Genomic DNA, 23,429 nt, shown 5'->3' on the forward strand with positions numbered 1-23,429 from the left:
TTACTTAACCTGTTTTAAGGGGTGATCGTATACAACGAATGCCATGACCTGGCTTCATCGTCGTATTCAGTCCCTGGAATTTCGTTTCGCGGCGATGCTGACCATCGTCCTGGGCATTTTCATGCTGCTCGGCGGCTGTGGACTTCTGTTGAACAACCAGTTGCTTACCATGGTCCAGTCGACGCGCCGGATCGCGACGCTGCTCGACCAGCATGACAAGAAGGACGCGCAACTGCGCGATTTCCGGGTCCGAATCGGTGCACTGACCCGGCGGGTCGAGCAGGGGGGCAGCGTGCCTGCGCAACGCTGGCGCATGCTGGATGCCAGCGCTCGGGGCTGGCTGGCCGCCTCGCGGGTCGAGGATGGCGGCGTGCCGCCGGATCTCGTCACGGCCTATGACGAAGAGCTGGCGGCGGAGCGGCAGCTTCTGCGCACGGCGCGGGAGGTGATCCGTCAGGCGAGCGATCGGGATTCGATGAAGCGGACCATGCCGGTCTTCATCGCCGAACTGCACGTGCTGGAGGGGCGGCGCGACGCCGTGCACGAACGGCTGATCCGTCGGCTGGGATGGCAGACGCGGGAGGTGGAGGCGCTGGCCAGGCGTGCGCTGGTCCAGATGGTGCTGGCCGGATTGCTGGTCGTGATCCTGGTGTCCGGGCTGATCCTCTGGCTGCGGAACCGGATCATGCGCCCGCTGATGAACATCGTCGCGGCGATGCGCGCGATGAGTGCGGGCCTGACGCTGGAGCCGCTCTGCCTGGGCCGTCGCGACGAACTGGGCGAGCTGGCGCGCGGCATGGACGCACTGGCCCGCGCCGCCGAGGAGCGCGAGCGTATCCAGCGACAGGTCGAATATCTGGCCCATCACGATCCGCTGACCGGGCTGGCCAACCGGGTCGTCTTTGAACGGCGGCTCAACGCGGCCTTGCAGGCCGGACGCCGGATCGCGTTGCTGGCGATCGATCTGGACGGGTTCAAGGGCGTCAATGACACACTCGGCCATGCCACCGGCGACACCATGCTCCGGCGCGCCAGCGATCTGCTCGCCGCGGCGGTGGGCAGCGGCGATACCGTCGCGCGGATCGGCGGGGACGAGTTCGCCATCATCCACCATCTGGCCCCCGACGAACAGGATGCCGAGGCGCTGGTGCGCCGTATCTATGCCATCGTCGCCAACGATCCCGCCAGCCCGGCGGTGCGGATGAGCATCGGCGTCGCCCTGTCGCCGCGCCATGGTCGCGAAGCCGACGAGCTTCAGGCCTGCGCGGATATCGCGCTCTACCGGGCCAAGGCGGACGGCCGCCACCGTGCCCGCCATTACGACGCGGCGATGGACGAGGAACGTCGCCAGCGCCGCTGGCTTGCGCACGAACTGCGTGATGCGGGGGTGCGCGGCGAGTTGCAGCTGGCGTTCCAGCCGATCGCGGATTGCCGGACCCGGCGGATCATCGGACAGGAGGCGCTGGCGCGATGGACCCACCCGGTGCTGGGCCCGGTCAGCCCCGACGTCTTCATCGCCATCGCTGAGGAAGACGGCATGATCGGCGAGATCGGCCACCGGCTGCTGATCGAGGCGCTGATCGTCGCGCGCGCCTGGCCACGCGAATGGATGCTGGCGATCAACCTGTCGCCGGTGCAGCTGCGCGATCCGATGCTCGCTAGGCAGATGCTGGCGACGATCCTCGACCATGGATTCGACCCGCGCCGTGTCGAGGTGGAGGTGACCGAGGGCGTGCTGATCGAGCAGCGCGAGACCGCCACCGCCAATCTGTGCGCGCTGCGCCAGGCGGGGGTGCGGATCGTCATGGACGATTTCGGCACCGGCTATTCCTCGCTCAGCAGCCTCCAGCAATTCCGGTTCGACAAGATCAAGATCGATCGCAGCTTCACCAGCGGCATGGATTCGCACGGCCCCGCTCTGTCGATCGTCCGCGCCTCGATCGGACTGGGCCGCAGCCTGAACATCCCGATCGTCGCCGAGGGCGTGGAAACCGAGGCGCAACTGGCGACCCTGCGTGAACTGGGGTGCGACCAGATCCAGGGCTATCTGATCGGTCGTCCGGGCGTGGTCCAGGCCAGGGCGGCCTGACGCGAAAACGGGCCTGGGGTCAGGCCATCTCCTCTTCGAGCATCCGGATGATCTCGTGCCCGACATAAGGCTTGGCGACGAAGCGAATATCGTCGGGCAGGTCGGTGGGGGCAAAGGCCTGATGCCCCGACGTCACCAGCACCGCGACACGCGGATAGGCCCCCCGGATGCGCTCCGCCAGCGCCGCACCGTCGAGCGAGCCCGGCATCGCGACATCGGTGAAGACCGCGCGAATGTCCGGATGGCGGTCCAGCGCGATCAGTGCCTCGTCGGCATTCGCCGCCTGGATCACGGCGTAACCGGCATCCTCGAACGCGAAGCGGACATGCAGCAACAGCAGCGGCTGGTCTTCGACGATCAGGACGGTCGGTCGCGGTGCGGACATGGGCTCTGATGACAAGGGAATGACAAGATTTTGCAAATTAATATAGTTTAATTTCGCTGTCTAGGCGCCGCTGGCGTCGAGTCGGGCCAGCTGGTCATCGGTCAGGGTCAGGTGCATGGCGGGCGTCAATTCGCTCAGCTGGGTCACGCTGGTCGCGCTGGCGATCGGGGCGGTGACGCCCGCCTGCGCCATCAGCCAGGCCAGCGCCACCTGCGCCGGGGTGGCCCGCACCTCCTCCGCCACATCGTCGAGCGCGGCGAGGACATCGGCCCCCTTGCCGTGCAGCAACTCACCCATCCGCGCGCCCCGCACGCTTTGTGACAGATCGGCCTCGCTGCGGTACTTGCCGGTCAGGAACCCGGCGGCGAGCCCGTAATAGGGGACGACGCCGATATTTTCGGTGACGCAGTAATCCTGCAATTCGCCCTCGAACTTGTGGCGGCTGACCAGATTATATTCGGGCTGAAGGACGTGGAAGCGCGGCAGTCCCGCGTCACGCGCCGCGTCATTGGCGGATTTCAGCCGGGCGGCGTGGAAGTTGGACGCGCCGATCACACGGACCTTGCCCGCCTCGACCAGCCGGGCAAAGGCCTCCATCACCGCCTCCTGCGGCTGATCCTCGTCATCCTGATGCGCGAAATACAGGTCGATATGGTCGGTGCCCAGTCGCTTCAGCGAGGCTTCGGCCGCCGCCACGATGCGCGTGGGCGCCAGCTTCTCGCCGCCTTCGCCGGGCAGCATCCCGACCTTGGTCGCGATCAGCACCCGGTCGCGCTTTCCGCTGGCCTTCAGCCATTCGCCGATCATCGCCTCGGACTCGCCGCCTTGATGGCCGTCGACCCAGGCCGAATAGACATCGGCGGTGTCGATCATCGTGCCGCCCTGCTCGACAAAGGCGTCGAGCACCGCAAAGCTCGCCGTGCGATCGGCGGTCCAGCCGAACACATTGCCGCCCAGCACCAGGGGCGCGATCATCAGGTCGGTCGATCCCAGGCGGCGCAGATTCTTGTCGGTCATGGACGCTTAACCCTCGGTATCATGGGATGTTTCCCCCGTAACGTTCGAAGGCGCCATCGCGTTCAGATCGACCGCATTAGCATCGAGCATGGCGGCGGCCTCGTTGAGCTGGCGGTTCTCCTCCTCGCTCAGACCCGTGGGCTGGGTGTTGGAGGAACAGGCGGCCAGCGACAGCAGCGCGGCGAGGGGGAGGATGGGTTTCATGCCCGCATCATGGCGCAGTCGGGACGCCGTGGGAAAGGGGGCACCACAGGCCGCCGGGAACCCGGTGGCGGGCGGCGGGATTGGTGCCGCTCGTCATGGGTTTCACGAAAAGGGTCGCGTCATGCTCGCATCGTTCAAAATGGGTCTGGTCGGCGGACAGCGCGCCATGACCCCGCTGGCCGCCGTGTCGATCGCGGCGGCGCGTGGGGAATTGCGGCTGGGCAAGGGGCCGCTGAAATGGCTCGCCAACCCGCTGGTCGCGGCGGGCACGCTGGCGCTGGCCATCGGCGAGATGGCGGGTGACAAGCAGAAGACCGCGCCCGACCGGATCGTGCCGATCGGCCTCGCGGCCCGCTTCACCACCTCGGCGATCGCAGGCGCGGCGCTCGCCAGCCCAAAGCATCGCTGGCTGGGCGCGGCGGTCGGCGGCGTGACGGCGGTGATCGCCTCCTATCCCGGCTGGCGCGGACGCATGACGGCGCTGGGCCGTTATGGCCAGACGAAAACGGGCTTTGCCGAGGATGCGGCGGTACTGGCGGGCGCAGTCGGGATCGTGCGGGGGCGAAAGGCCTGACGCCTTTACGCTCTTCTGAGTTGCTGCACCTCCACCGACGGAACGTCACGGCCCATGGCCAGGCAAGAGCGCATGGTCCGCGCCGTTTCCATGAAACCCAGCTTGGCCAGCACCCGCCCCGAAGCGGGATTATCCTCGAAATAGGACGAGGTGACGACCGACAGGCCGAACGGTCCGAATGCATGGGACAGCACCGCCTGTCCCGCTTCGGTCATGAGCCCGCCGCCCCATTGGTCAGGATCGAGCCAATAGCCGAGTTCGGCCCGGTCATCGCGTTTGTCCGGCGTCAGGCCGATGACGCCGATCAGCGCGTCCGCACCCGTTCTGGTGATTGCCCAGATCCACTCCTGCGGCGCCACTTGCTCCAGGAAAAAGCGGGCGTCGTCCGGTGTATAGGGATGGGGTACGCGGGCCAGTCGGCGTGCGACATCCCATTGCCCCACGATCCGGACGATCGCCGCCGCATCCCGTGTCGCCAGCCGTCGCAAGGACAGCCGGGGCGTCGACAGGTCGGGATAATCCGACAGGTTGCGTGTGCCGGCCATCGTAGTCGAACCATCTTTCCCTAAAGTTCAGCCATTTTCCCGATGCTATCGACTTCGGGAAACGCCGTCCATTTCTCGTCCGACGCCGCATTGGCGAGTGTGGCCTCGACAAAGGCCATGGTGCGCAACCCCGGCACCAATCCTGGAAACCATTCCGCCGCGCCGATCGCGCCGCCCTCTGCCGGGCCATCCTCGTCCAGCGTCCGGGCGACCGCGCGGTAGAGATTGGCGAAGGCTTCGATATAGCCTTCGGGGTGGCCGCCCGGCGTGCGCTGGCGGGGCAGGGTGGTGTCGGCCAGCCCCGGCCCGCCCGCGCGGACGATCTCCGCCGGGCGGTCGAGCCAGCGCAGGGTGAGCGTGTTCGGCTCCATCTGCGACCATTCCAGCCCGCCCTTCTCGCCATGGATGCGCAGGCGCAGGCCATTTTCCTCGCCCGCCGCCACCTGGGTGGCGCGCAGCGTGCCGCGCGCGCCGCCGTCGAAGCGGAGAAGCACGTTCACATCGTCGTCGAGCATCCGCCCGTCGACATGGGTCGTTACGTCCGCCGACAAGGCCGCCACTCGGTGGCCCGAGACATGCTCGGCCAGTTGAAAGGCATGGGTGCCGATATCGCCCAGGCAGCCGCCCAGCCCGGCGCGCGCCGGGTCGGTGCGCCATTCGGCCTGTTTGTTGCCCTCGCGGTCGAGCGGGCGGCTCAGCCAGCCCTGGATATATTCGACATGGATCAGCCGGATCGCGCCGAAATCGCCGCGCGCCACCCGCGCCCGCGCCTCCTCGACCATCGGATAGCCGCTATAGGTGAAGGCGAGCGCATAGAGCCGGCCCGAGGTGCGGGCGGCCTCGGCGATGGCGCGGGCTTCGGCGAGGTTCATCGCCATCGGCTTTTCGCTGAATACCGCGAAACCGGCATTCAGCGCGGCGATCGCCATGGGGGCGTGGAGGTGATTGGGCGTGACGATCGCGACCGCATCGATCCGGTCCCCGGCGGCACGCGCACGCTCGTCGGCCAGCAGCGCGTCGAGCGTGTCATGGACCCGGTCGGGGGACAGGCCCAGCTGTTCGCCCGTCCGGCGGTTGCGCTGCGGATCGCTGCTGAACGCGCCCGCGACCAGATCCCAATCCCCGTCCAGCGCCGCGGCCATGCGGTGGATCGCCCCGATAAAGGCCCCTTCGCCGCCACCCGCCATCGCCAGCCGCAACCTGCGCTTCGCCATCATCCTCTCCTTTGCCCCGGTCGCTCCCATGGCGACATTCGATGCTTGCACGCCGACGGTTTAGCGGTAAACTCGATCGCGAACCAGCGAGTCTGGTAAAGAAAATGACAGGAGAGTGAGGATGAGGCAGCTGCTCTGGCTGGCCGCATTGCCCGGTGCCATGACCATCGTCATCGCTGCCAATGCGCCATCGACTGCGCAATCGGCCCCCGCTGCGGGGGCACAGGCCTTTGCCGCCTGCCGCGCCTGCCACACGCTCAACAAGGGCGGACGGAACGGCGTCGGTCCCAATCTGAACGGGGTGTTCGGGCGGCAGGCCGGGTCGGTGCCCGGCTTCAACTATTCGCCCGCGATGAAGGCCTCGGGCTTGAAGTGGGACGACAAGACGCTGAACGAGTTCATCGCCGCCCCGATGAAGAAGGTGCCAGGCACGCGGATGCCGATCGGCGTCGCCGATCCGGCCAAGCGCGCCGCGCTGATCGCCTATCTCAAGGCCGAGACCGCCAAGTGAGTACGGCGCCCACCATGCGCGGGCCGGGCATCTTCCTGGCCCAGTTCATGGGCGATGCGGCCCCGTTCGACACGCTGGACTCGGCGGCGCGATGGATGGCCGAGGCGGGCTATGAAGGCGTGCAGATCCCGACCTGGGACGCGCGTTGCATCGATCTGAAGACCGCCGCCGAGAGCCAGGATTATTGCGACGACCTGGCCGGTCGCTGTGCCGAGGCGGGCGTCGCGATCACCGAACTCTCGACCCATTTGCAGGGGCAGCTGGTCGCGGTCCACCCGGCCTATGACGCCGCCTTCGACGGCTTCGCGCCCGAGGCGGTGCGGGGCAAACCCGCCGAGCGACAGGCCTGGGCGGTCGAGCAACTCGGATACGCCGCCAGGGCGAGTCGGCGGCTGGGGTTGAAGGCACACGCGACCTTTTCGGGCGCGCTGCTCTGGCCCTTCGTCTATCCCTGGCCGCAGCGGCCCGCCGGGCTGGTCGCGGAAGGATTTGCCGAACTCGGCAAGCGCTGGCAGCCGATCCTGGATGCGTTCGAGGAGGAGGGCGTCGACCTCTGCTACGAACTCCATCCCGGCGAGGATCTGCACGACGGAACGACCCTCGAGCGGTTCCTGGATTCGGTCGGCGGCCATGCCCGCGCCAACATCCTCTACGACCCCAGCCATTTCGTGCTGCAGGCGATGGATTATCTGCAATTCATCGACTTTTATCACGACCGCATCCGCATGTTCCACGTCAAGGATGCCGAGTTCAACCCGACCGGCCGCGCGGGTGTCTATGGCAGTTACAGCGACTGGGTCGACCGACCGGGGCGGTTCCGCTCGCTGGGCGACGGGCAGGTCGATTTCGGCGGGATCTTCTCGAAGCTGACCCAATATGGCTATGCCGGTTGGGCGGTGCTGGAATGGGAATGCTGCCTCAAGCACCCGGAGGACGGCGCGCGCGAAGGGGCTCCGTTCATCGCCGCCCATATGATCCGCCGGGCCGAGCGCGCCTTTGACGATTTCGCCGGTGGGGGCGATCCGGCGGCGAATAGACGCTGGTTAGGAATTTAAGCAATTCAATGGCTTGACCATCCGCTTCGGAAGGTAAAGTCTGACAAAAAATAAAAGCGGGAGTGGGGCATGGAAGCGGTACCGGACAATCGGTCGCGTCTGTTCTGGCTGAGCGTGCTGGCCTTGTTCACGGCCGCCGCCAGCGCGGCGTTGCGCGCGGCGGTGGCGAGCAGCCTGAAGGCACAGTGGATCGATCCCATCGCGCCGGTCGAGGCGGGCGAACTGATCGGATCGGCGCTGGGTTCGGCCTTTTTGGGCTTTGCGGCGACGCTGTTCGTGGCGAGCGCCTTGCTCGACCGGATCGGCGCGCGGCAGATGCTGATCGGATGCGGCCTGTGCTTTCTGGTCGGGACGGCAGCGATCGTCGGGGCGGGCTCGCTGGCCAGCGGCATGGCGGTCTATCACATCGTCTGGGGCGGGATGCTGCTCAGCGGCATCGGCTGGGGTCTGGCGGAGGCATCGATCAACCCGCTGACCGCGCGGCTTTATCCGGAAGAGACGACGCACCGGCTGAACGTGCTGCACGCCTGGTATCCCGGCGGACTGATCGTCGGCGGCCTGGCGGGCGTGCTGCTGGCGGAAACCCTCTCGTGGCAGGCGATCATGGCGCTGGTGTTGATCCCCGCGCTGGGCGTGCTGGTGATGGCGGCGACCACCCGTTTCCCGCCGGTCCCCCGCGAAGTGCGCGATGTCGGGTTCGGCGGGATGATCGCCGAGGTGTTCAAGCGGCCGAGCTTCTTCGTCTGGTTCGGCGCGATGTTCCTGACCGCGGCGTCCGAACTGGCACCGGGGCAATGGCTCGACGTGGCGCTGAGCAGCCGGGTCGGGATGCGCGGCATATTGCTGCTCGTCTATGTCAGCGCGCTGATGTTCGTGTTCCGCCATTTCGCCGGGCGGATCGCGGGGCGGCTGTCCAATCCGGGGCTGCTCTGGGTGTCGAGCCTGATGGCGGGGATCGGCCTGTTCCTGCTGTCGCGCGCGCAGTCGCCGGTGGCGGCGGTGCTGGCCTCGACCGTCTGGGGGCTGGGCGTCTGTGCGATGTGGCCGACCATGCTGGCCTCGGTGGCCGAGCGGTATCCGCGCGGTGGGGCCTGGGCATTGGGGCTGGTCGGATCGGCGGGCGCGCTGGCGAGCTTCTTCGTCCTGCCGCGTCTCGGCGCGATGTTCGATGCCGCCAAGGTCGAGCTGGCCGGTGGGCCGGAAGCGTTCAAGCGGCTGACCGGCGAGGCGCTGCGCCAGGTCGAGGATGCGGCGGCGTCGCAGTCCTTTGCACGGCTGGCGATCGTGCCGGTGATCCTGTTGTTCGTCTTTGGCGGCATCTGGCTGGCCGAGCGCCGCCGTCCTCACCGCCCTGTCATGGAGACCGTCGCATGAGCTGGTCGCGACGCACCATCCTGGGCGGGATCGCCGCCGCCGTTCCCGCCGCAGCATTGATGGCGCAGAAGGCAAGCCGGTCGTCCAACGCAGCGCGCTTCACCCTGGGCTTCGCGCCGCATCTGGGCAGCTTTGCCAGCCGGGGCGACAGCTCGGTCGAACAGATCGCCTATGCCGCCGATCAGGGTTTCTGGGCCTGGGAGGACAATGAATATCGCCTTCGCCCGGTGGCCGAACAGGAAGCGATCGCCAAGGCGCTGCGCGACCGGAAGATGACGATGGGCGTGTTCGTCGCGTCCATGCCCAAATGGTCCGAGTCCCGGCCGCTGCTGGGCGGTGACGACGATGCCGAGCGGCAGGGCTTCCTCGCCGATGTGACGAGCGCGGTCGAGGTCGCCAAGCGGGTCGGCGCGACGCGGATGACCGTCGTCACCGGCTTCATGGACAAGCGTCTTCACCCCGCGATCCAGATGGGGCGGATCATCGACGTGATGCGTCGCGCAGGGGACATCGTCGCGCCGCACGGGATGGCGTTGGTGATGGAGCCGCTCAACACCCGGACCAACCATCCCGGCGTCTTCATGCAGTCGATCGCGGAGGGCTATGCGGTCGCGCGCGGGGCGAACAGTCCGGGCGTCAAGGTGCTGGCCGACCTGTATCACGAGCAGATCCAGTCGGGGAATCTGATCCCGACCCTGAAACTCTGCTGGGACGAGATCGGCTATATCCAGTTCGGCGACAATCCCGGCCGCAACGAGCCGGGCAGCGGCGAGATCAACTATGCCAATATCTGCCGCTTTCTGAAAGCACAGGCCTATGCCGGGGTGATCGGCATGGAACATGGCAATTCGGTCAAGGGCCGCGCGGGCGAAGAGAGACTGATCGCCGCCTACCGCGCGATCGATCCTACAGCATGAGGAGGGAAGCGATGCGGATGCTATCGTTGATCGCGCTGGCCGTGGCGAGCGGCGCGGTGGCCCAGGACAAGCCGGGCATGGGGTTTCGCGACACGCCGATGCTGCCCGGTGGCCAATGGCATGTCCATGATCCGGACCGGCCCGCGCCGCGCGTCGTGACCCCGGCCGCGCAGCCCGGCGGCGCGCCATCGGATGCGGTGGTGCTGTTCGACGGGCGCTCGCTGGACGCCTGGACGGCCAGCGGCAAGCCATGGCTGCTTCAGGGGGGCATGCTGACCGTGCCGCCGCGCGACGGCAAGGCGGAGAGCGTGCTGGTCAGCAAGCAGAGCTTCGGCGATGTCCAGCTCCACCTCGAATTCCGATCGCCCAACCCGCCGCGCAAATCGTCGCAGGACCGGGGCAATAGCGGCATCTGGTTCATGCAACGCTATGAGGTGCAGATCCTCGACGGTTATGACAACCCGACCTATGCCGATGGGCAGGTGGGGGCGGTCTATGCCTGGAAGCCGCCGCTGGTGAACGCCGCGCGCAAGCCCGGCGAGTGGCAAAGCTACGACATCATCTTCGAGCGGCCGCGCTTCGGCGGCGACGGCAAGCTGCTCCGCCCCGCCTATGTCACCGCCTTGCTGAACGGCGTCGTCGTCCAGAACCATCAGGCGATGCTGGGCACCACCGTCTGGCGGCAGGTCGAGAAATATCAGGCGCATGGTGATGCCGCGCCGATCCAGCTTCAGGATCACGACTCGCCCGTCTCGTTCCGCAACATCTGGGTCCGCCCGCTGCCGCCCGAGGCGATCGCGCAGGACCTGCCGGAGGATGCCCGATGATCGCCCACCCCCATATCGACCGCAGACATGCCCTGGCGGGGATCACCGCCATGTTCGGCTCCGCGCTGTTCGCGCCCATCGCCCGTGCGGCGGGCGCGGTCGAGCAGACGCGCGGCGCCATTCCCGTCATCTCGAACGGCCCGCCCAGCGTGGCGGTCTTCACCCCCGTCCAGCGCGCGACGATGACCGCGCTGGCCGAACGCGTGCTGCCGACCACCGATACGCCCGGCGCGATCGCCGCCGGGGTGCCCGAATTCATCGAGAAGATACTGGCCGACTGGTCGCTGCCCCCCGACCGGGTGCCGATCATCGCCGGGCTGAACGCGATCGAGGCGCGCAGCCAGAGCGTCAACAAGGTGGCCGCCGCCAAGGCGACGGCGGCGCAGCAGGACACGCTGCTGACCGAGGCGATGGAGGGCGTGCTGCCCGAGGGCCGCGCCTTCTTCGAGCCGTTCCGGCAACTGGTCATCACCGGCTATTACACGTCGGAGATCGGCATCACGCAGGAACGCGAATATCTGCCCGTGCCCGGCGAGTATAACGGCGCCTTCCCCTATTCTCAGGTCAACAAGGTATATTCGGCATGATCGATCGTCGTTCGCTGATGGGCGCGGGGTTGGGGCTGGGCGCGGGCGCACTGCTGCCGGGGATGGCGCAGGCCGCGCGGCTGGGCGCCATCGGGCTCCAGCTCTACACGATCCGCGAGCTGTTCGCGGCCGATCCGGTCAAGACGCTCGAGGCGGTGGCGAGGATCGGGTACCGCGAGATTGAATATGGCGGGGGCGGCTATGACGCGATGGACCATGCCATGCTCCGCCGTACGCAGGACCGGCTGGGGCTGAAGGCGCCCTCGGTCCATGTCCCCTATGACGCGCTGCTCGGCAATTTCGGGAAATGCGTGACCATGGCGAAGACGCTGGGCGCGGACACCGTCATCCTGCCCTATATGACCGACGAGCATCGGACCGAGGCGGGCTGGAACGCGGCGCTGCCCAACATCAACCGCTTCGCCGAGCAGTTGAAGAAGGCGGGGCTGGGCTTCGCCTATCACAATCACGACTTCGAGTTCACCAACAAGCCCGGCGGCGTCAGCCTGTATGACCGGTTGCTCAAGGGCACCGACCCGAAGCTCGTGAAGGTCGAGATCGATCTCTATTGGGCGATCCATGCGGGCGAGGATGCGGCGGCGCTGATCCGGCGGCTGGCGGGGCGCATCTATGCCTATCACGTCAAGGACGCGCGCGCCGATGGCAGCATGACCGCGGTGGGAGCGGGCAAGATCGACTTCGCCGCACTCTTCAAGCTCAACGGGCTGGCCGGCGTGAAGCATTTCTATGTCGAGAACGACCAGGCGCCCGCGCCGTACCTGCCCGACATCACGACCAGCTTCCGGACGCTGCAAGCGCTTCGATTCTAAAACGACAAGAACGATATAGGGAGGATAGGCCATGGCGGCGACGAACCGTTTCGACGCGATCGTGATCGGGTCGGGGATCAGCGGCGGTTTCGCCGCCAAGGAACTGACCGAAAAGGGCCTGCGCGTCCTGATGCTCGACCGGGGCGTCATGGTCGAGCATGGCGAGGGCTATCCCTATGACGGCAAGCCGCCTTTCGAGGTGCCCGCGCGCAACATCATGCCCAAGCCCTTGGTGGAGAGCGATTATTTCATCGCCAAACAGGGCTATGTCGCGCCCAGCAACCAGAAATTCTACAATGACGACCGGCTGAACCCCTATGCCTATGACGAGGGGAGCAAATTCTACTGGATCCGCCCCGGCGCGGTCGGCGGCAAGTCGCTGATCTGGGGCCGCTGGTCTTTCCGCTGGAGCCCCGACGATTTCGAGGCGAACAAGCGCGAGGGCGTCGCCGCCGACTGGCCGATCCGCTATGACGACGTCGCGCCGTGGTATAGCTATGTCGAGAAATATATCGGCGTATCGGGTTCGCGCGAGAATTTGCCCTATCTGCCCGACAGCGAGTTCCAGCCGCCGATCCCGATGAACGTCGCGGAGAAATGGTTGAAGGAGCGGCTGGAGGGCCAGTTTCCGGGCCGCAAGCTGATCAACACCCGCCTGTCCAACATGACCGAGGACAAGCCCGACCAGAACCGCACCAAATGCCAGTTCCGCAACCAGTGCGGCAATGGATGCTCGTTCGGCGCCTATTTCTCGACCCAGGCGGTGACGCTGCCCGCCGCGCGCGCGACCGGGCGGCTGACGCTGCAATCGGACGCGGTGGTGACGGGGATCGACTATGACCCCGCCAGCAAGAAGGTCACCGGCGTCCGCTATGTCGATGCCAAGACGGGGCAGGCGCAGACGGTGGCCGCCAATCTCGTCTTCGTCTGCGCCTCGGCCATGGCATCGGTGCAGATCCTGATGAACTCGCGCGCGCCCGGCTCGGAGCGCAGCCATTTCGACAGCAGCGGGACGCTGGGCCGCTATGTCATGGACCATATCTTCCGCGTCGGCGTGTCGGGCGAGATTCCCGGCATGGAGGATCTGATCGAATATGGTCGCCGTCCGGGCGGGGTCTATGTGCCGCGCTTCCGCAATCTGAAGGGCGACGAAGGGCTGGGCTTCCGGCGCGGCTATGGCTATCAGGGCTCGGCCTATCGCAATGCCGCCAAGCCGGTCGGCTTCGGCGCGGAGATGAAGCATGGCATGCGCCGCTATGGTCCCTGGCAGTTCAGCATGGGCGCGTTCGGTGAATGCCTGCCCTATGAGGACAATCGCATCTCGCTGCATGCCAGCAAGGTCGATCGCTTCGGCGTGCCGCTGTTGAAGTTCGACGTGACCTTCCGCGACAACGAACTGAAGATGATGGCCGACGCCCGGCGCGAGGGCGAGGCGATGCTGCGCGCGGCGGGGCTGAGGAACGTGACCAGCGGCGAGCAGGAGCACGTGCCGGGCGACGCGATCCACGAAATGGGCGGCGCGCGCATGGGGGCGGACCCGCGTGCCTCGGTGCTCAACAAATGGAGCCAGGCGCATGACGCGTCGAACCTGTACGTGACCGATGGTGCGCAGATGGCGTCGGTGTCGTGCGTCAACCCGTCGCTGACCTTCATGGCGCTGACCGCGCGCGCGGCCGATCACGCGGTCAAGGGGCTGAAGGCTGGCGCCGTCTGACCTCCCGCGCATGACCGCCAGGCGCCCCGAAGGCGTCACCATCCGCGCGGTGGGCGAGCGGGCGGGCGTGTCGGCGATGACGGTGTCCAACGTCATCAACGGCGCGGGCCGGGTCGGTGCCGCCACGCGCGCGGCGGTGCTCGCGGCGATCGAGGAACTGGGCTATGTCCCCAATGTGGCCGCGCGTCGGCTGGCCAAGGCGCGCGCGACCATGCTGGGGCTGGTCTATAGCGACCGGAGCACGCCCTTCATCGACTCGGTGCTGCTGGGGGCCTTGCGCGCCAGCAATGCGCGCGGGCTGCAATTCATCGCGCAGGGCGAGGAAGGGCTGACCCGCGACGCGGCCGAGGCGGCGGTGCGCGCGCTGGTGCAGAGCGGGGCGGCGGGGGTGCTGCTCGTGCCGCCCTTTGCCGAGCTGCTCAGCGGATCGGGGCTGTTCGAGGAGCTGGGCGTCGCGGCGGCGGCGATCGCGACGGGGCAGGCGCTGCCCGACATCGCCACCGTCCGGATCGACAACCGCGCGGCGATGGCTGCGATGACCGCACATGTCGCACAGGCGGGGCACCGGCGGATCGGCTTCATCGCCGGGCCGCAACGCTTTTCGGTCGCCGACGAGCGGCTGGCGGGCTTTCGTGACGGACTGGCGGCTGCGGGCCTGGCCTATGATCCCGCGCTGGTGATCCAGAGCGGATTCGATCCGCTGTCCGGCGCGGCGGCGGGGCGGGTCCTGCTGGGCCTGGCGGACCGGCCGAGCGCGATCCTGTGCAGCAGCGACGACATGGCCGCCGGGCTGATCGGCGAGGCGCACCGCATGGGGCTGCGCCTGCCCGATGACCTGGCGGTGACGGGTTTCGACGACACCGCGATCGCATCGCGGGTTTGGCCACCGCTGACCGTTATCCGCCAGCCGGTCGAGGAGATGGCGTTCGGCGCGGTGGAGCAGGTGCTGGCGGCGCTACGCTCGCGGATCGTGGAGGACCGGGTGATGGCCTTTGAACTGGTCGTGCGCGAGTCGGTGGGGCGGGGGTAGGGGACGGACCGGACGGATAGGTATTCCCTTGGCCTTCGACTTCGCTCAGGCTGAACGGAGGGGGGGAGTAGGCCAATATCCCTGTTGACCCCGGCGGAGGCCGGGGCCCAGGCGGCCACCCGGCCGATAGCGCGCCAGGCAAAGCGGGGGAGGCAGGTTCATCCCGTCTTTCCAGCCACATGGTAATTGGGCCCCGGCCTTCGCCGGGGTCATAGGGATGTCTGAATTTCTATAACCTGCCCGGGCCTCCGTTCAGCCTGAGCGAAGTCGAAGGCCAAGGGAATCCCTCACCCCGTTCGCCCATATTCCGCGACCAGCGCCACCTCCTCGGCATCGCCCAGCACCACGCCGACGCGCTGGTGCAGGCCGATCGCCTCGACATCCATGATCGGGATGGCGCCGTCGATCGCCGCGCCGCCCGCCTGTTCGATCAGGAAGCTCATCGGATTGGCTTCGTACAGCAGGCGCAGCTTGGCCTTGCCCGACTGGCGGTGGTCGCCCGGATAGAGGAACACGCCGCCGCGCTTCAGGATGCGGTGGATGTCCGCCACCATCGAGGCGGTCCAGCGCATGTTATAATCCACCCCGCACGGCCCCTCGGTGCCCAGGATGCGTTCCTCGATATAGCGCGCGATGCCAGGCGACCATTGGCGGCGGCGCGCCATGTTGATCGCGAACTCGCGGTTCCCCGCCGGGATTCGCATCGGCCCGTCGGTCAGCCGCCACGAACCCAGCTCGCGGTCGAGCGTGAATTCATACACCCCGTCGCCGACCGTCAGCACCAGCAGCGTCTGCGGCCCGTAGATCGCATAGCCCGCCGCCACCTGATCGCGGCCGGGTTGCAGGAAGTCCGCCTCGGTCACCTCGCGCCCCGCGCAGTCCTCGGGCGCGCGCAGGACCGAGAAGATGGTCCCGACCGACAGGTCGACATCGACATTGCTCGACCCGTCGATCGGATCGAACAGCAGCAGATATTCGCCCTTGGGATAGCGGTTGGGGATGCGGTGGATCGTCTCCATCTCCTCCGACGCCATGGCGGCCAGGTGCCCGCCCCATTCATTGGCGTCGAGCAACAGGTCGTTGGCGATCACGTCCAGCTTCTTCTGGACCTCGCCCTGCACATTCTCGCTGCCTAGCGAGCCCAGCACATCGCCCAGCGCGCCCTTGGAGATCGCTTGGTTCACCGCCTTGCACGCGCGCGCCACGGTTTCGATCAGCAGGCGCAGTTCGGGAGGGCAGGTCTCCGGCGAGCGGCGCTGCTGCTCGATCAGGAAACGGGTCAGCGTCGTCTGGCGCGCTATGGTCATCGTCGCGGTGTTCCGGGGAATGGATGGGGCCGTGGGACGATCGGCCGGGCGGGCTCCCTCCCGCCGACCGGGCCATGATGGTGCACCGACCCTGCCCCAGCCCCCCGAGCCGCGCAACCGCCCGTTAAGCAAAGCCCGTGCTTTATAGGGACGTAGCATTTCTGTTATATCCCATTCGCCAAGTGGGATATGTTGCCGGTCGGAGGATCATCATGTCGACCCAAGCCCTGACCCCGACCGACCGCGCCGCCCCCGATGCCGCGACCGGCATCGACGCGATCGTCACGGGGCTGCGCCGCGCCCGCGACGGCTGGCGGCAGCGGCAGGATGCGGGCCGCGACGTCGAGCGTTTCCCCTCGCGCGCCGGGGTCGAGGATGTCGTCGCGCTGATCGCCGCCGCGCTCTATCCGCGCCGTCTGGGCCATTTTCGGGGGGCGGGGGTGGAGGAGGACCGTTTCGTCGCCGCCAAGCTGCTCGCCGGGCTGACCGCGCTGGAGCGCGAGATCGGGGCGGAGCTGGCCTATTGGCAGAAGGACGCCGATGCCGCCTTCCCGCCCGAACAGGCCGCGCTGATCGCCCGGCTGTTCGGCGCCACCCTTCCCAAAGTCCGCGACCTGATCGACAGCGATGTCGAAGCCGCCTTCCTGGCCGATCCCGCGGCGCGCAGCGTCGACGAGATCCTGCTCTGCTATCCCGGCGCGACCGCCAGCCTGCATCATCGCATCGCGCATGAACTGAACGAACTGGGCGCGCCCATCGTGGCGCGGATGATCTCCGAACTCGCCAATGAGCGGACCGGGATCGACATCCATCCGGGTGCCACGATCGGGCGGCATTTCTTCATCGACCATGGCACCGGCGTCGTCATCGGCGAGACCGCGATCATCGGCGAGCGGGTGCGGCTGTACCAGCATGTCACGCTGGGTGCGCGTTCGGCGCTGGGCACCGCGCCGCGTTCGCCGCGCGACCGCTTCGCGCGCCATCCGATCGTCGAGGACGACGTCATCGTCTATGCCGGCGCGACGATCCTGGGCCGGGTGACGATCGGCGCGCGCTCGGTGATCGGCGGCAATGTCTGGCTGCTGGCGGATGCCGCGCCCGACAGCGTGCTGGTCCAGCCCGAGGCGCAGGCCCTGGCCATCGCGGAGGGCCGCGCGCTACGCCAGGAACTGGAGGGACGGGCATGATCCGGGGCGGCAAGCCGATCATCGGTCTGATGTGCGGGAACGAGGAGGCGAACCGGCCGATCCAGGCGGTGGCGACGCGCTTCATCGATCCGCTGGTCAAGCTGGGCGGTGCCAGCGTCGTGCTGATCCCCGCCATCCCGGAGGCGGTCGACACGGTGATGATGGCCGACATGCTCGACGGCCTGTTGCTGACCGGGGGACGCTCGCATGTCGCGCCCGCGCAATATGGCGACTGCGCCGAACTCGCGCCCCAGGCGTGCGACCCGCGGCGCGACTCGGTCGCGCTGGCGCTGGGCGGGCGGATGATCGAGCGCGGCAAGCCCGTCTATGGCATCTGCCGGGGGATGCAGGAGATCAACGTGCTGTTCGGCGGGTCGCTGACCTGCCTGGGCGGCTCGGCGCGGCATCATCGCGGCAGCTGGGACGAAAGCTACGAGTCGCTGTTCGGCCATCATCACCCCGTCGACCTGATGCCCGGCGGCGTGCTGGCGGGGCGGGGCGGCGATCGGCGGCTGGAGGTCAATTCGGTCCACCAGCAGGGTGTCGACCGGCTGGGCTATGGCCTGGTGGTCGAGGCGCGCGATGCCGAGGACGGGCTGATCGAGGCATTCCGCGCCCCCGGTTGCGGCGCGGACGTGCTGGCGGTGCAATGGCATCCCGAATGGGACGTCGCCCAGTGCCATGTCGCGCGCAGCTTCTTCACCCGCCTGGGCCATTCGGCGCGCGGCCATGCCTGAGGGGGCGGACCCTCAATAGATGTCGCGGGCATAACGCCCGGTCGCCGCCATCTCCTCCAGTGCCGCGTCGCCGAGCAGCTCGGTCAGCGTGCGGTGCACATCGCCCGCCATGCCCTTCAGGCTGCCGCAGACATAGAGCGTCGCGCCCGCCGCCACCGCCGCGCGGATCGTGTCGCGCTCCATCGCCACCACGTCCTGCACATAGCGCGGGCCGGTCCCCAGCCGCGACCAGGCGGACGCCATGCCGGTCAGCACGCCCGCCTGGCCCAGCGCCCGGCGCTCGGCGGCATGGTAATCGTCGTGGTCGGGATGCCGCTCGCCCCAGAACAGCCAGGCGGGGCCGCCGCCGGTCGCGGCGCGCTGGCGCAGATGGCCCATCAGCCCGGCCAGCCCGGTGCCGTTGCCGATCAGCACGATCGGCATCGCGGGGTCGGCGGGGGAATGGAAGGCGGGGTTGGCATGGACGCGCGCCTTGACCACCGAGCCGATGGCCGCGCCCCCGCACAGCCAGCCGGAGCCCAGGCCGGGCAGCCCGTCCTCGGCGGTGCAGAGCCGGACGATCAGTTCGACCCGGCCCGCCGCCGCGATCGAGGCGATCGAATATTCGCGGTGCGCGAGGGGGCGCAGCGTGTCGGGATCGAAACCGGGGCCCGCCTTGGGCGGCAGGATGCTGGTCATCAGCCGCGCGCGCATCGCGGGCGTGTCGGGCAGGCCGGTCGTCGCCAGGAAGGCGATGACCCGGCGGACATCCTGTTGCGGCAGGATTTCCAATATGTCGCCCGCCGCCCATTCGGCCGCGCCGTCGACCGGGGCGAGCGCGACGTGCCAGGTCGGACCGCCATGGCTGCCGGGATTGAGCAGGCGCCGCTCGACCAGCCGCCAGTCGGCCATCGGCGCGGGGGTCCAGTCGGGCTGGTCGGTCCGCGCGCCCAGGCTGGCAAGCTGCTGCTGCCACAGCCGCTGGGCATCGGCATCGTCGCCGTCCAGCTCGATCGCATCGAACAGCCGCTCCGCGCCGCCCGCATGCAGCCAGCGGTCGATCTGGTGCCCGAAGGCGCAGAAATCGCTATATTCGCGGTCGCCCAGCGCCAGCACGGCATAGCGCAGATGCGACAGGTCGCCAGGCGCCTCGGCCAGCGTCCGGGCAAAGCCGCGCGCGGCATCGGGCGGCTCGCCCTCGCCATAGGTGCTGGCGACGACGAACAGCTGCCGCAAGCCCGCCAGCCGCGCCGGGTCGAGCGCGGTCACGGGCACGGCGGCGGCATCGGGCAGCGCCTGCGCGGTCAGCCGGGCGATCCGCTCGGCCGATCCGGTCTGGCTGGCATAGGCGACCAGCGTCGTCGTGGTTTCGGGGGCCGCGACCGGCGTCTCGGCCAGCACCGCGCCCAGCGCCTTCTTGCGTCGCCGTCGCGCGAAATAGAGGAGGAAGCCCGTCACCGTGAACAGCGGCATGGTCAGGCTGGTCAGCGCCATGACGATCCGCCCGACCAGCCCGAAATAGGCCCCGCGATGAATCTCATAGACGCTGGTCACGATATCGTCGCCCAGCGGGCGCGTCGCATAGGGCGTGTCGGAGACGATCCGCCCGGTCGCGCCGTCCACCGTCACCTCGTCCGACACGCGGTCGTGCCGTCCGCCGGGCAGCTTGGCGCGAAACTGGACGGCGCCGTCGCGGACCGAGGCGGTGATCCGCTCATAGTCGCGCCCGCCGGTCGCCTGGGTGAAACTGTTCCAGGCGCGCGGCAGGTCGGGCCTGGCGTCCTTCGCGCCGCCGCCGCGCCGTCCATGCTCGACCTGCTCGGTCGTCAGCAGATGGCGCACACCGTCGCGATACCAGCCATAGGACCACCATAGCCCGGTGCCCGCGCTGATCAGGTAGAAGAGCAGCACCCATCCGCCGACCACCGCATGCAGCGCGCGGTAGAGGTTGCGCCCCGTCTTGCGCAGGTCGAGCACCAGCCAGTTGCGCCAGTCCAGCGGGCGGCGCGGCCAGCGCAGATAGAGGCCCGACAGCGCGAAGAAGATCAGCGACAGCGCGGCAAAGCCCGTCAATTGCCGCCCGATGCCATTGCCCTTGCCGGGCAGCGCCAGCCAGCGATGGAGATTTTCGACCGTCTCGAAAAATCCGCTGCCCCGCGGTTCGCCGAGCAGCGCGCCGGTCGCGGGATCGACATAGGCGCGTTCGCGCTTCTTGCTGTCGCCGATCGTATAGCCGACCGTCGCCGCACGGGTCGGATCGCGCTCGACGATCAGCCGCTGGATGCGCAGGCCGGGTATCTCCGCCTGGATGCGCGCGATCAGCGCGGGCGCGGGCAAAGGCGGCGTCCGGCCGGGGGTGACGGTCACGATACCGGGATTGGTCGCAGCCAGGATCTCGGGCTCGAAGCTGATCAGCGCGCCGGTCACGCCCATCACCGCCAGCACCAGTCCGGCGGTGATGCCCAGAAACCAGTGGACCTGAAACAATATCGTGCGCGTCGAGATCACGGTCGATCCAGGCTTGTTATTGATAATGAGTAGCGTTAGGGCGCCTCGCGATTCTGGTCAATGGTTTCGAGGGGGTAATGATGCATAAGATTGGGGCGAATGCTCGGTCGGGTCTGCGCCGGGCGTGGCTTGCCAGCAGCGCGGTCGCGATGTTGACGATGGCGGCACCCGCCGTCGCGCAGGTCCGACCCGCCGCCGAGCAGGGCGCGGCGGACGAGGCCGACAAGCAGGAGGTCGTCGTCACCGCCGCGCGCACCATCCTGCCGCCCAACGCGCTGCCGCTGACCATCGACATCATCGACAAGGCGGCGCTCGACCAGCAGATCGCGATTTCGGGCAGCACGACCGATGCCATATCGGTCCTGACGCCCAGCTTTTCCCCGACTCGCGGCAAGCTGTCGGGGGCGGGGGAGACGCTGCGCGGACGTTCGCCGCTCTATGCGATCAACGGCATTCCGCAGACGACCCCGCTGCGCGACGGCAGCCGCGACGGTTTCACCATCGACGGCTTCTTCATCGACCGGGTCGAGCTGATCTATGGCTCCAACGCGCTTCAGGGCGTCGGCGGGACCGGCGGCATCATCAACCAGGTGACGGTCGGCCCACCCCGGACCGAGGGCTGGTCGGGCCGTGCGCTGGTGCAGGGCACCACCGCCGACGGGTTCGAGGGCGAAGGGCTGGGCGGCAAGGCGGCGGGCCTCGTCCAGTACAAGGCCGGTATCTTCGACGCGACGCTAGGGGCGTCCTATGAACGGCGCGGCGTCTTCTACGATGCACAGGATCGCCGGATCGGGATCAACCTGACGCAGGGCGAGACGCAGGATTCGCACGCGCTTGACCTGTTCGCGCGGCTGGGCGTGCAGTTGCGCGACACCGGGCGGCTGGACCTGATCGCCAATCGCTACACGCTGGACGGCGAGGGGCGGTTCGTGCCGCTGGCGGGCAATCGCCTGACCGGCGTGCCGACCAGCGCGGTGCGCGGCAACCCGCCCGGCAAGCCCGCCGCCAACCAGGCCGAGGCCCTGTCGCTATCCTATACCGACAGCGATGTAGCGGGCGGCAACCTGACGGCGCAGCTGTTCTTCAACCGCACCTATGACACGTTCGGCGGCGAGCCGACGGCGATCGCGACCTTCCAGGACCCGGCGATCGCGCCGGTCGGCACGCTGCTCGACCAGTCGGAGAACCGGTCGCGCAAGCTGGGCGCGCGGGCCAGCTATGAACGCGCGGTGCCGGGGTTCGAGGCGCTGGTCGCGACGATCGGCCTCGACGCTCTGTGGGACAAGTCGGAACAGCGGTTGATCATCACCAACCGCGTCTGGGTGCCACCCGCCGATTTCCGCAGCCTGGCGCCCTTCGCCCAGGCCAATCTGAAGCTGTTCGACGGCGTGGTCCGTCTGGCGGGCGGCGTCCGGTGGGAGAATGTGAAGGTCCGCATCAACGATTACCACACGCTCGCCTCCAACACCTATGACGGCAAGAATGCGGCGACCTATGGCGGCGTCAGCGTCAAGGGCGGCGAACCGGGTTTCGACCAGCTGCTGTACAATGGCGGCGTGATCCTGGAGCCGTGGAAGGGCATCCGCGCCTATGCCAGCTATGCGCAGGGCTTCACCATGGCCGATATCGGCCGCATCACACGTGCGGTGTCCACCCCCGGCACCGACCTCAGCAACTTCCGCGCGATCGATCCGGTCATCTCGAACAATCGCGAGATCGGCGTCGAGGTGAAGCGCGGGCCGATGGACGCCAGCGCCACCTATTTCTGGTCGTCCAGCGACAAGGGCCAGGTGCTGCTCGCGCTGGGCAACGGCATCTTCGAGGTGCAGCGCCAGCGGGTCGAGATCCAGGGGCTGGAGCTCAATCTGGGCATGAAGATGCCGATCGAGGGGCTGCGCCTGTCGACCGGCTATGCCCATCTGATCGGCAGATATGACAGCGATACGCGCAATCCGGACGGCAAGGTCGACACCGATCTGGACGGCACCAACATCTCGCCCGACCGGATGAACGTGGCGGCCGACTTCGCCTCCGGCCCGGTCTCGGCACGGGTGCAGACGCAATTGTATCTGGCGCGCAATTTCCACGGCAAGGCCAATCCCGATCCGCGCAACAATTTCGGCGGCTACACGGTGACCGACGCCTATCTGCGCTACCAGACGCGGATCGGCGGATTCTATGTCAGCGCGCAGAACATCTTCGATCGCTTCTATATCGACTATAACAGCGACACCCGTCTGCCCAACGACAACCTGGCCTTCTTCGCCGGGCGCGGGCGGACCTTCACCATCGGGTGGGACCAGCGCTTCTGATCGCCATGCGGCCGGGGACGGGTCAGCTTTGCGGCCGCCCGTCCTCGGTCATCGACAGGTCCAGGTGGCGCAGCATCGCGGTCATCGCATCGGTGCCGCGCTGGGTCAGGGTGACGGCCAGCCGCCGGTGATCCGCCGGGTCGGTCCGTCGCCGGATCAGCCCGGCCCCCTCCAGCCGGTCGATGCGGCGCAGCGCGCTGGTCGAGCTTTCGCCCGAGACGAGGATCAGTTCCTTGACGCAGAGGGGGCGGTTCTGCTGCTCGGCGATGAACAGCTCCAGCATCATGTCCCAGGCGGAATCGCGAAACACGTCGCGGGGAAAGAATTTGGCGGTATTGGCGCGCATCGCCTGGATCTGGCGGGCGAGGGCGAGCAGGGTGGGGCCGTTATGCGTCCGGATCGGCGCGGCCGACATCGCCGTGCGACCATGGGTGGCGGGGTAGCGGGCTGCCAGGTTTTTCGACATCGACATATCCTGAGCTGAGGCCGGGGATGACGGTCATCCCTGGGATGGCGTGGGATGGGA

At 68.0% G+C, this 23,429-nt stretch carries 22 protein-coding genes; 14 read left to right on the plus strand and 8 right to left on the minus strand.

Going from position 1 to position 23,429, the window contains the following annotated elements; translation table 11 throughout:
* The first annotated feature begins 43 nt into the window (after positions 1–43).
* Complete coding sequence (locus QE385_RS17260; RefSeq protein WP_307103949.1) at positions 44–2,089, plus strand: bifunctional diguanylate cyclase/phosphodiesterase; 2,046 nt, start codon at positions 44–46, stop codon at positions 2,087–2,089.
* 19 nt (positions 2,090–2,108) lie between these two features.
* On the opposite strand, the gene QE385_RS17265 is transcribed toward QE385_RS17260, so the two are convergent.
* The 3 genes from QE385_RS17265 to QE385_RS17275 are packed head-to-tail and all read right to left on the minus strand — an operon-like array spanning position 2,109 to position 3,695.
* Positions 2,109–2,474 (minus strand): response regulator, encoded by a 366-nt coding sequence (locus QE385_RS17265; RefSeq protein ID WP_307103951.1) that lies wholly within the window; start codon positions 2,472–2,474, stop codon positions 2,109–2,111.
* Between the two features lie 60 nt (positions 2,475–2,534).
* A complete protein-coding gene (locus QE385_RS17270) occupies positions 2,535–3,491 on the minus strand; it encodes an aldo/keto reductase (RefSeq protein ID WP_307103954.1) in 957 nt (318 codons plus the stop codon).
* Positions 3,492–3,497: 6 nt separating this feature from the next.
* Positions 3,498–3,695 (minus strand): hypothetical protein, encoded by a 198-nt coding sequence (locus QE385_RS17275; RefSeq protein WP_307103956.1) that lies wholly within the window; start codon positions 3,693–3,695, stop codon positions 3,498–3,500.
* A gap of 121 nt (positions 3,696–3,816) precedes the next feature.
* Between QE385_RS17275 and QE385_RS17280 the strand changes: the two genes are divergently transcribed.
* Positions 3,817–4,269 (plus strand): DUF4126 family protein, encoded by a 453-nt coding sequence (locus QE385_RS17280; protein ID WP_307103958.1) that lies wholly within the window; start codon positions 3,817–3,819, stop codon positions 4,267–4,269.
* A 5-nt stretch (positions 4,270–4,274) separates the two neighbouring features.
* On the opposite strand, the gene QE385_RS17285 is transcribed toward QE385_RS17280, so the two are convergent.
* Together QE385_RS17285 and QE385_RS17290 are read right to left on the minus strand one after the other, a co-directional pair.
* Positions 4,275–4,814 carry a GNAT family N-acetyltransferase gene (locus tag QE385_RS17285; RefSeq protein ID WP_307103960.1) on the minus strand — a complete coding sequence of 180 codons (540 nt, stop codon included), beginning with the start codon at positions 4,812–4,814 and terminating at the stop codon, positions 4,275–4,277.
* A gap of 20 nt (positions 4,815–4,834) precedes the next feature.
* Positions 4,835–6,028, minus strand: a complete 1,194-nt coding sequence (locus QE385_RS17290) for a Gfo/Idh/MocA family protein (RefSeq protein WP_307103962.1) — start codon at positions 6,026–6,028, stop codon at positions 4,835–4,837.
* Positions 6,029–6,188: 160 nt separating this feature from the next.
* Here QE385_RS17290 and QE385_RS17295 point away from each other — a divergent pair, with 160 nt between their 5' ends.
* From QE385_RS17295 to QE385_RS17335, 9 genes are all read left to right on the plus strand, one after another.
* Positions 6,189–6,539, plus strand: coding sequence for a cytochrome c family protein (locus QE385_RS17295; RefSeq protein WP_309704013.1), 351 nt, complete (start codon positions 6,189–6,191; stop codon positions 6,537–6,539).
* Between the two features lie 14 nt (positions 6,540–6,553).
* On the plus strand, positions 6,554–7,594 hold the full coding sequence (locus QE385_RS17300) for a sugar phosphate isomerase/epimerase (protein ID WP_307104795.1): 1,041 nt from the start codon (positions 6,554–6,556) through the stop codon (positions 7,592–7,594).
* A 69-nt stretch (positions 7,595–7,663) separates the two neighbouring features.
* Positions 7,664–8,968, plus strand: coding sequence for a sugar MFS transporter (locus QE385_RS17305; protein ID WP_307103966.1), 1,305 nt, complete (start codon positions 7,664–7,666; stop codon positions 8,966–8,968).
* On the plus strand, positions 8,965–9,885 hold the full coding sequence (locus QE385_RS17310; protein ID WP_307103967.1) for a hydroxypyruvate isomerase family protein: 921 nt from the start codon (positions 8,965–8,967) through the stop codon (positions 9,883–9,885). The genes QE385_RS17305 and QE385_RS17310 overlap by 4 nt, the downstream gene beginning before the upstream one ends.
* Positions 9,886–9,902: 17 nt before the next feature.
* On the plus strand, positions 9,903–10,712 hold the full coding sequence (locus QE385_RS17315; RefSeq protein WP_307104798.1) for a DUF1080 domain-containing protein: 810 nt from the start codon (positions 9,903–9,905) through the stop codon (positions 10,710–10,712).
* Entirely contained in the window at positions 10,709–11,299 is a 591-nt protein-coding gene (locus QE385_RS17320; RefSeq protein ID WP_307103970.1) for a gluconate 2-dehydrogenase subunit 3 family protein, read from the plus strand. Before QE385_RS17315 ends, QE385_RS17320 begins: the two co-directional genes overlap by 4 nt.
* Entirely contained in the window at positions 11,296–12,129 is an 834-nt protein-coding gene (locus QE385_RS17325) for a sugar phosphate isomerase/epimerase (RefSeq protein WP_307103972.1), read from the plus strand. The genes QE385_RS17320 and QE385_RS17325 overlap by 4 nt, the downstream gene beginning before the upstream one ends.
* Before the next feature lie 31 nt (positions 12,130–12,160).
* On the plus strand, positions 12,161–13,843 hold the full coding sequence (locus QE385_RS17330) for a GMC family oxidoreductase (protein ID WP_307103974.1): 1,683 nt from the start codon (positions 12,161–12,163) through the stop codon (positions 13,841–13,843).
* Between the two features lie 10 nt (positions 13,844–13,853).
* Positions 13,854–14,873, plus strand: a complete 1,020-nt coding sequence (locus QE385_RS17335) for a LacI family DNA-binding transcriptional regulator (RefSeq protein ID WP_307103976.1) — start codon at positions 13,854–13,856, stop codon at positions 14,871–14,873.
* A gap of 287 nt (positions 14,874–15,160) precedes the next feature.
* On the opposite strand, the gene QE385_RS17340 is transcribed toward QE385_RS17335, so the two are convergent.
* On the minus strand, positions 15,161–16,180 hold the full coding sequence (locus tag QE385_RS17340) for a class 1 fructose-bisphosphatase (RefSeq protein ID WP_307103978.1): 1,020 nt from the start codon (positions 16,178–16,180) through the stop codon (positions 15,161–15,163).
* A 212-nt stretch (positions 16,181–16,392) separates the two neighbouring features.
* Between QE385_RS17340 and epsC the strand changes: the two genes are divergently transcribed.
* Positions 16,393–17,367: a serine O-acetyltransferase EpsC gene (gene epsC / locus QE385_RS17345; RefSeq protein ID WP_307103980.1), complete on the plus strand. Its 975-nt coding sequence runs from the start codon at positions 16,393–16,395 to the stop codon at positions 17,365–17,367.
* Positions 17,364–18,104, plus strand: a complete 741-nt coding sequence (locus QE385_RS17350) for a gamma-glutamyl-gamma-aminobutyrate hydrolase family protein (RefSeq protein ID WP_307103982.1) — start codon at positions 17,364–17,366, stop codon at positions 18,102–18,104. The genes epsC and QE385_RS17350 overlap by 4 nt, the downstream gene beginning before the upstream one ends.
* Positions 18,105–18,116: 12 nt before the next feature.
* Here QE385_RS17350 and QE385_RS17355 read toward each other — a convergent pair whose 3' ends face one another.
* Positions 18,117–20,591 carry a sulfite reductase flavoprotein subunit alpha gene (locus QE385_RS17355; RefSeq protein WP_307103983.1) on the minus strand — a complete coding sequence of 825 codons (2,475 nt, stop codon included), beginning with the start codon at positions 20,589–20,591 and terminating at the stop codon, positions 18,117–18,119.
* A gap of 77 nt (positions 20,592–20,668) precedes the next feature.
* Here QE385_RS17355 and QE385_RS17360 point away from each other — a divergent pair, with 77 nt between their 5' ends.
* Complete coding sequence (locus QE385_RS17360; protein WP_307103985.1) at positions 20,669–22,903, plus strand: TonB-dependent receptor; 2,235 nt, start codon at positions 20,669–20,671, stop codon at positions 22,901–22,903.
* Between the two features lie 22 nt (positions 22,904–22,925).
* On the opposite strand, the gene QE385_RS17365 is transcribed toward QE385_RS17360, so the two are convergent.
* Positions 22,926–23,369: a MarR family transcriptional regulator gene (locus QE385_RS17365; RefSeq protein WP_307103987.1), complete on the minus strand. Its 444-nt coding sequence runs from the start codon at positions 23,367–23,369 to the stop codon at positions 22,926–22,928.
* Positions 23,370–23,429 lie beyond the last annotated feature (60 nt).

The organism is Sphingomonas sp. SORGH_AS_0950, assembly GCF_030818415.1.
Classification (GTDB): Bacteria; Pseudomonadota; Alphaproteobacteria; order Sphingomonadales; family Sphingomonadaceae; genus Sphingomonas.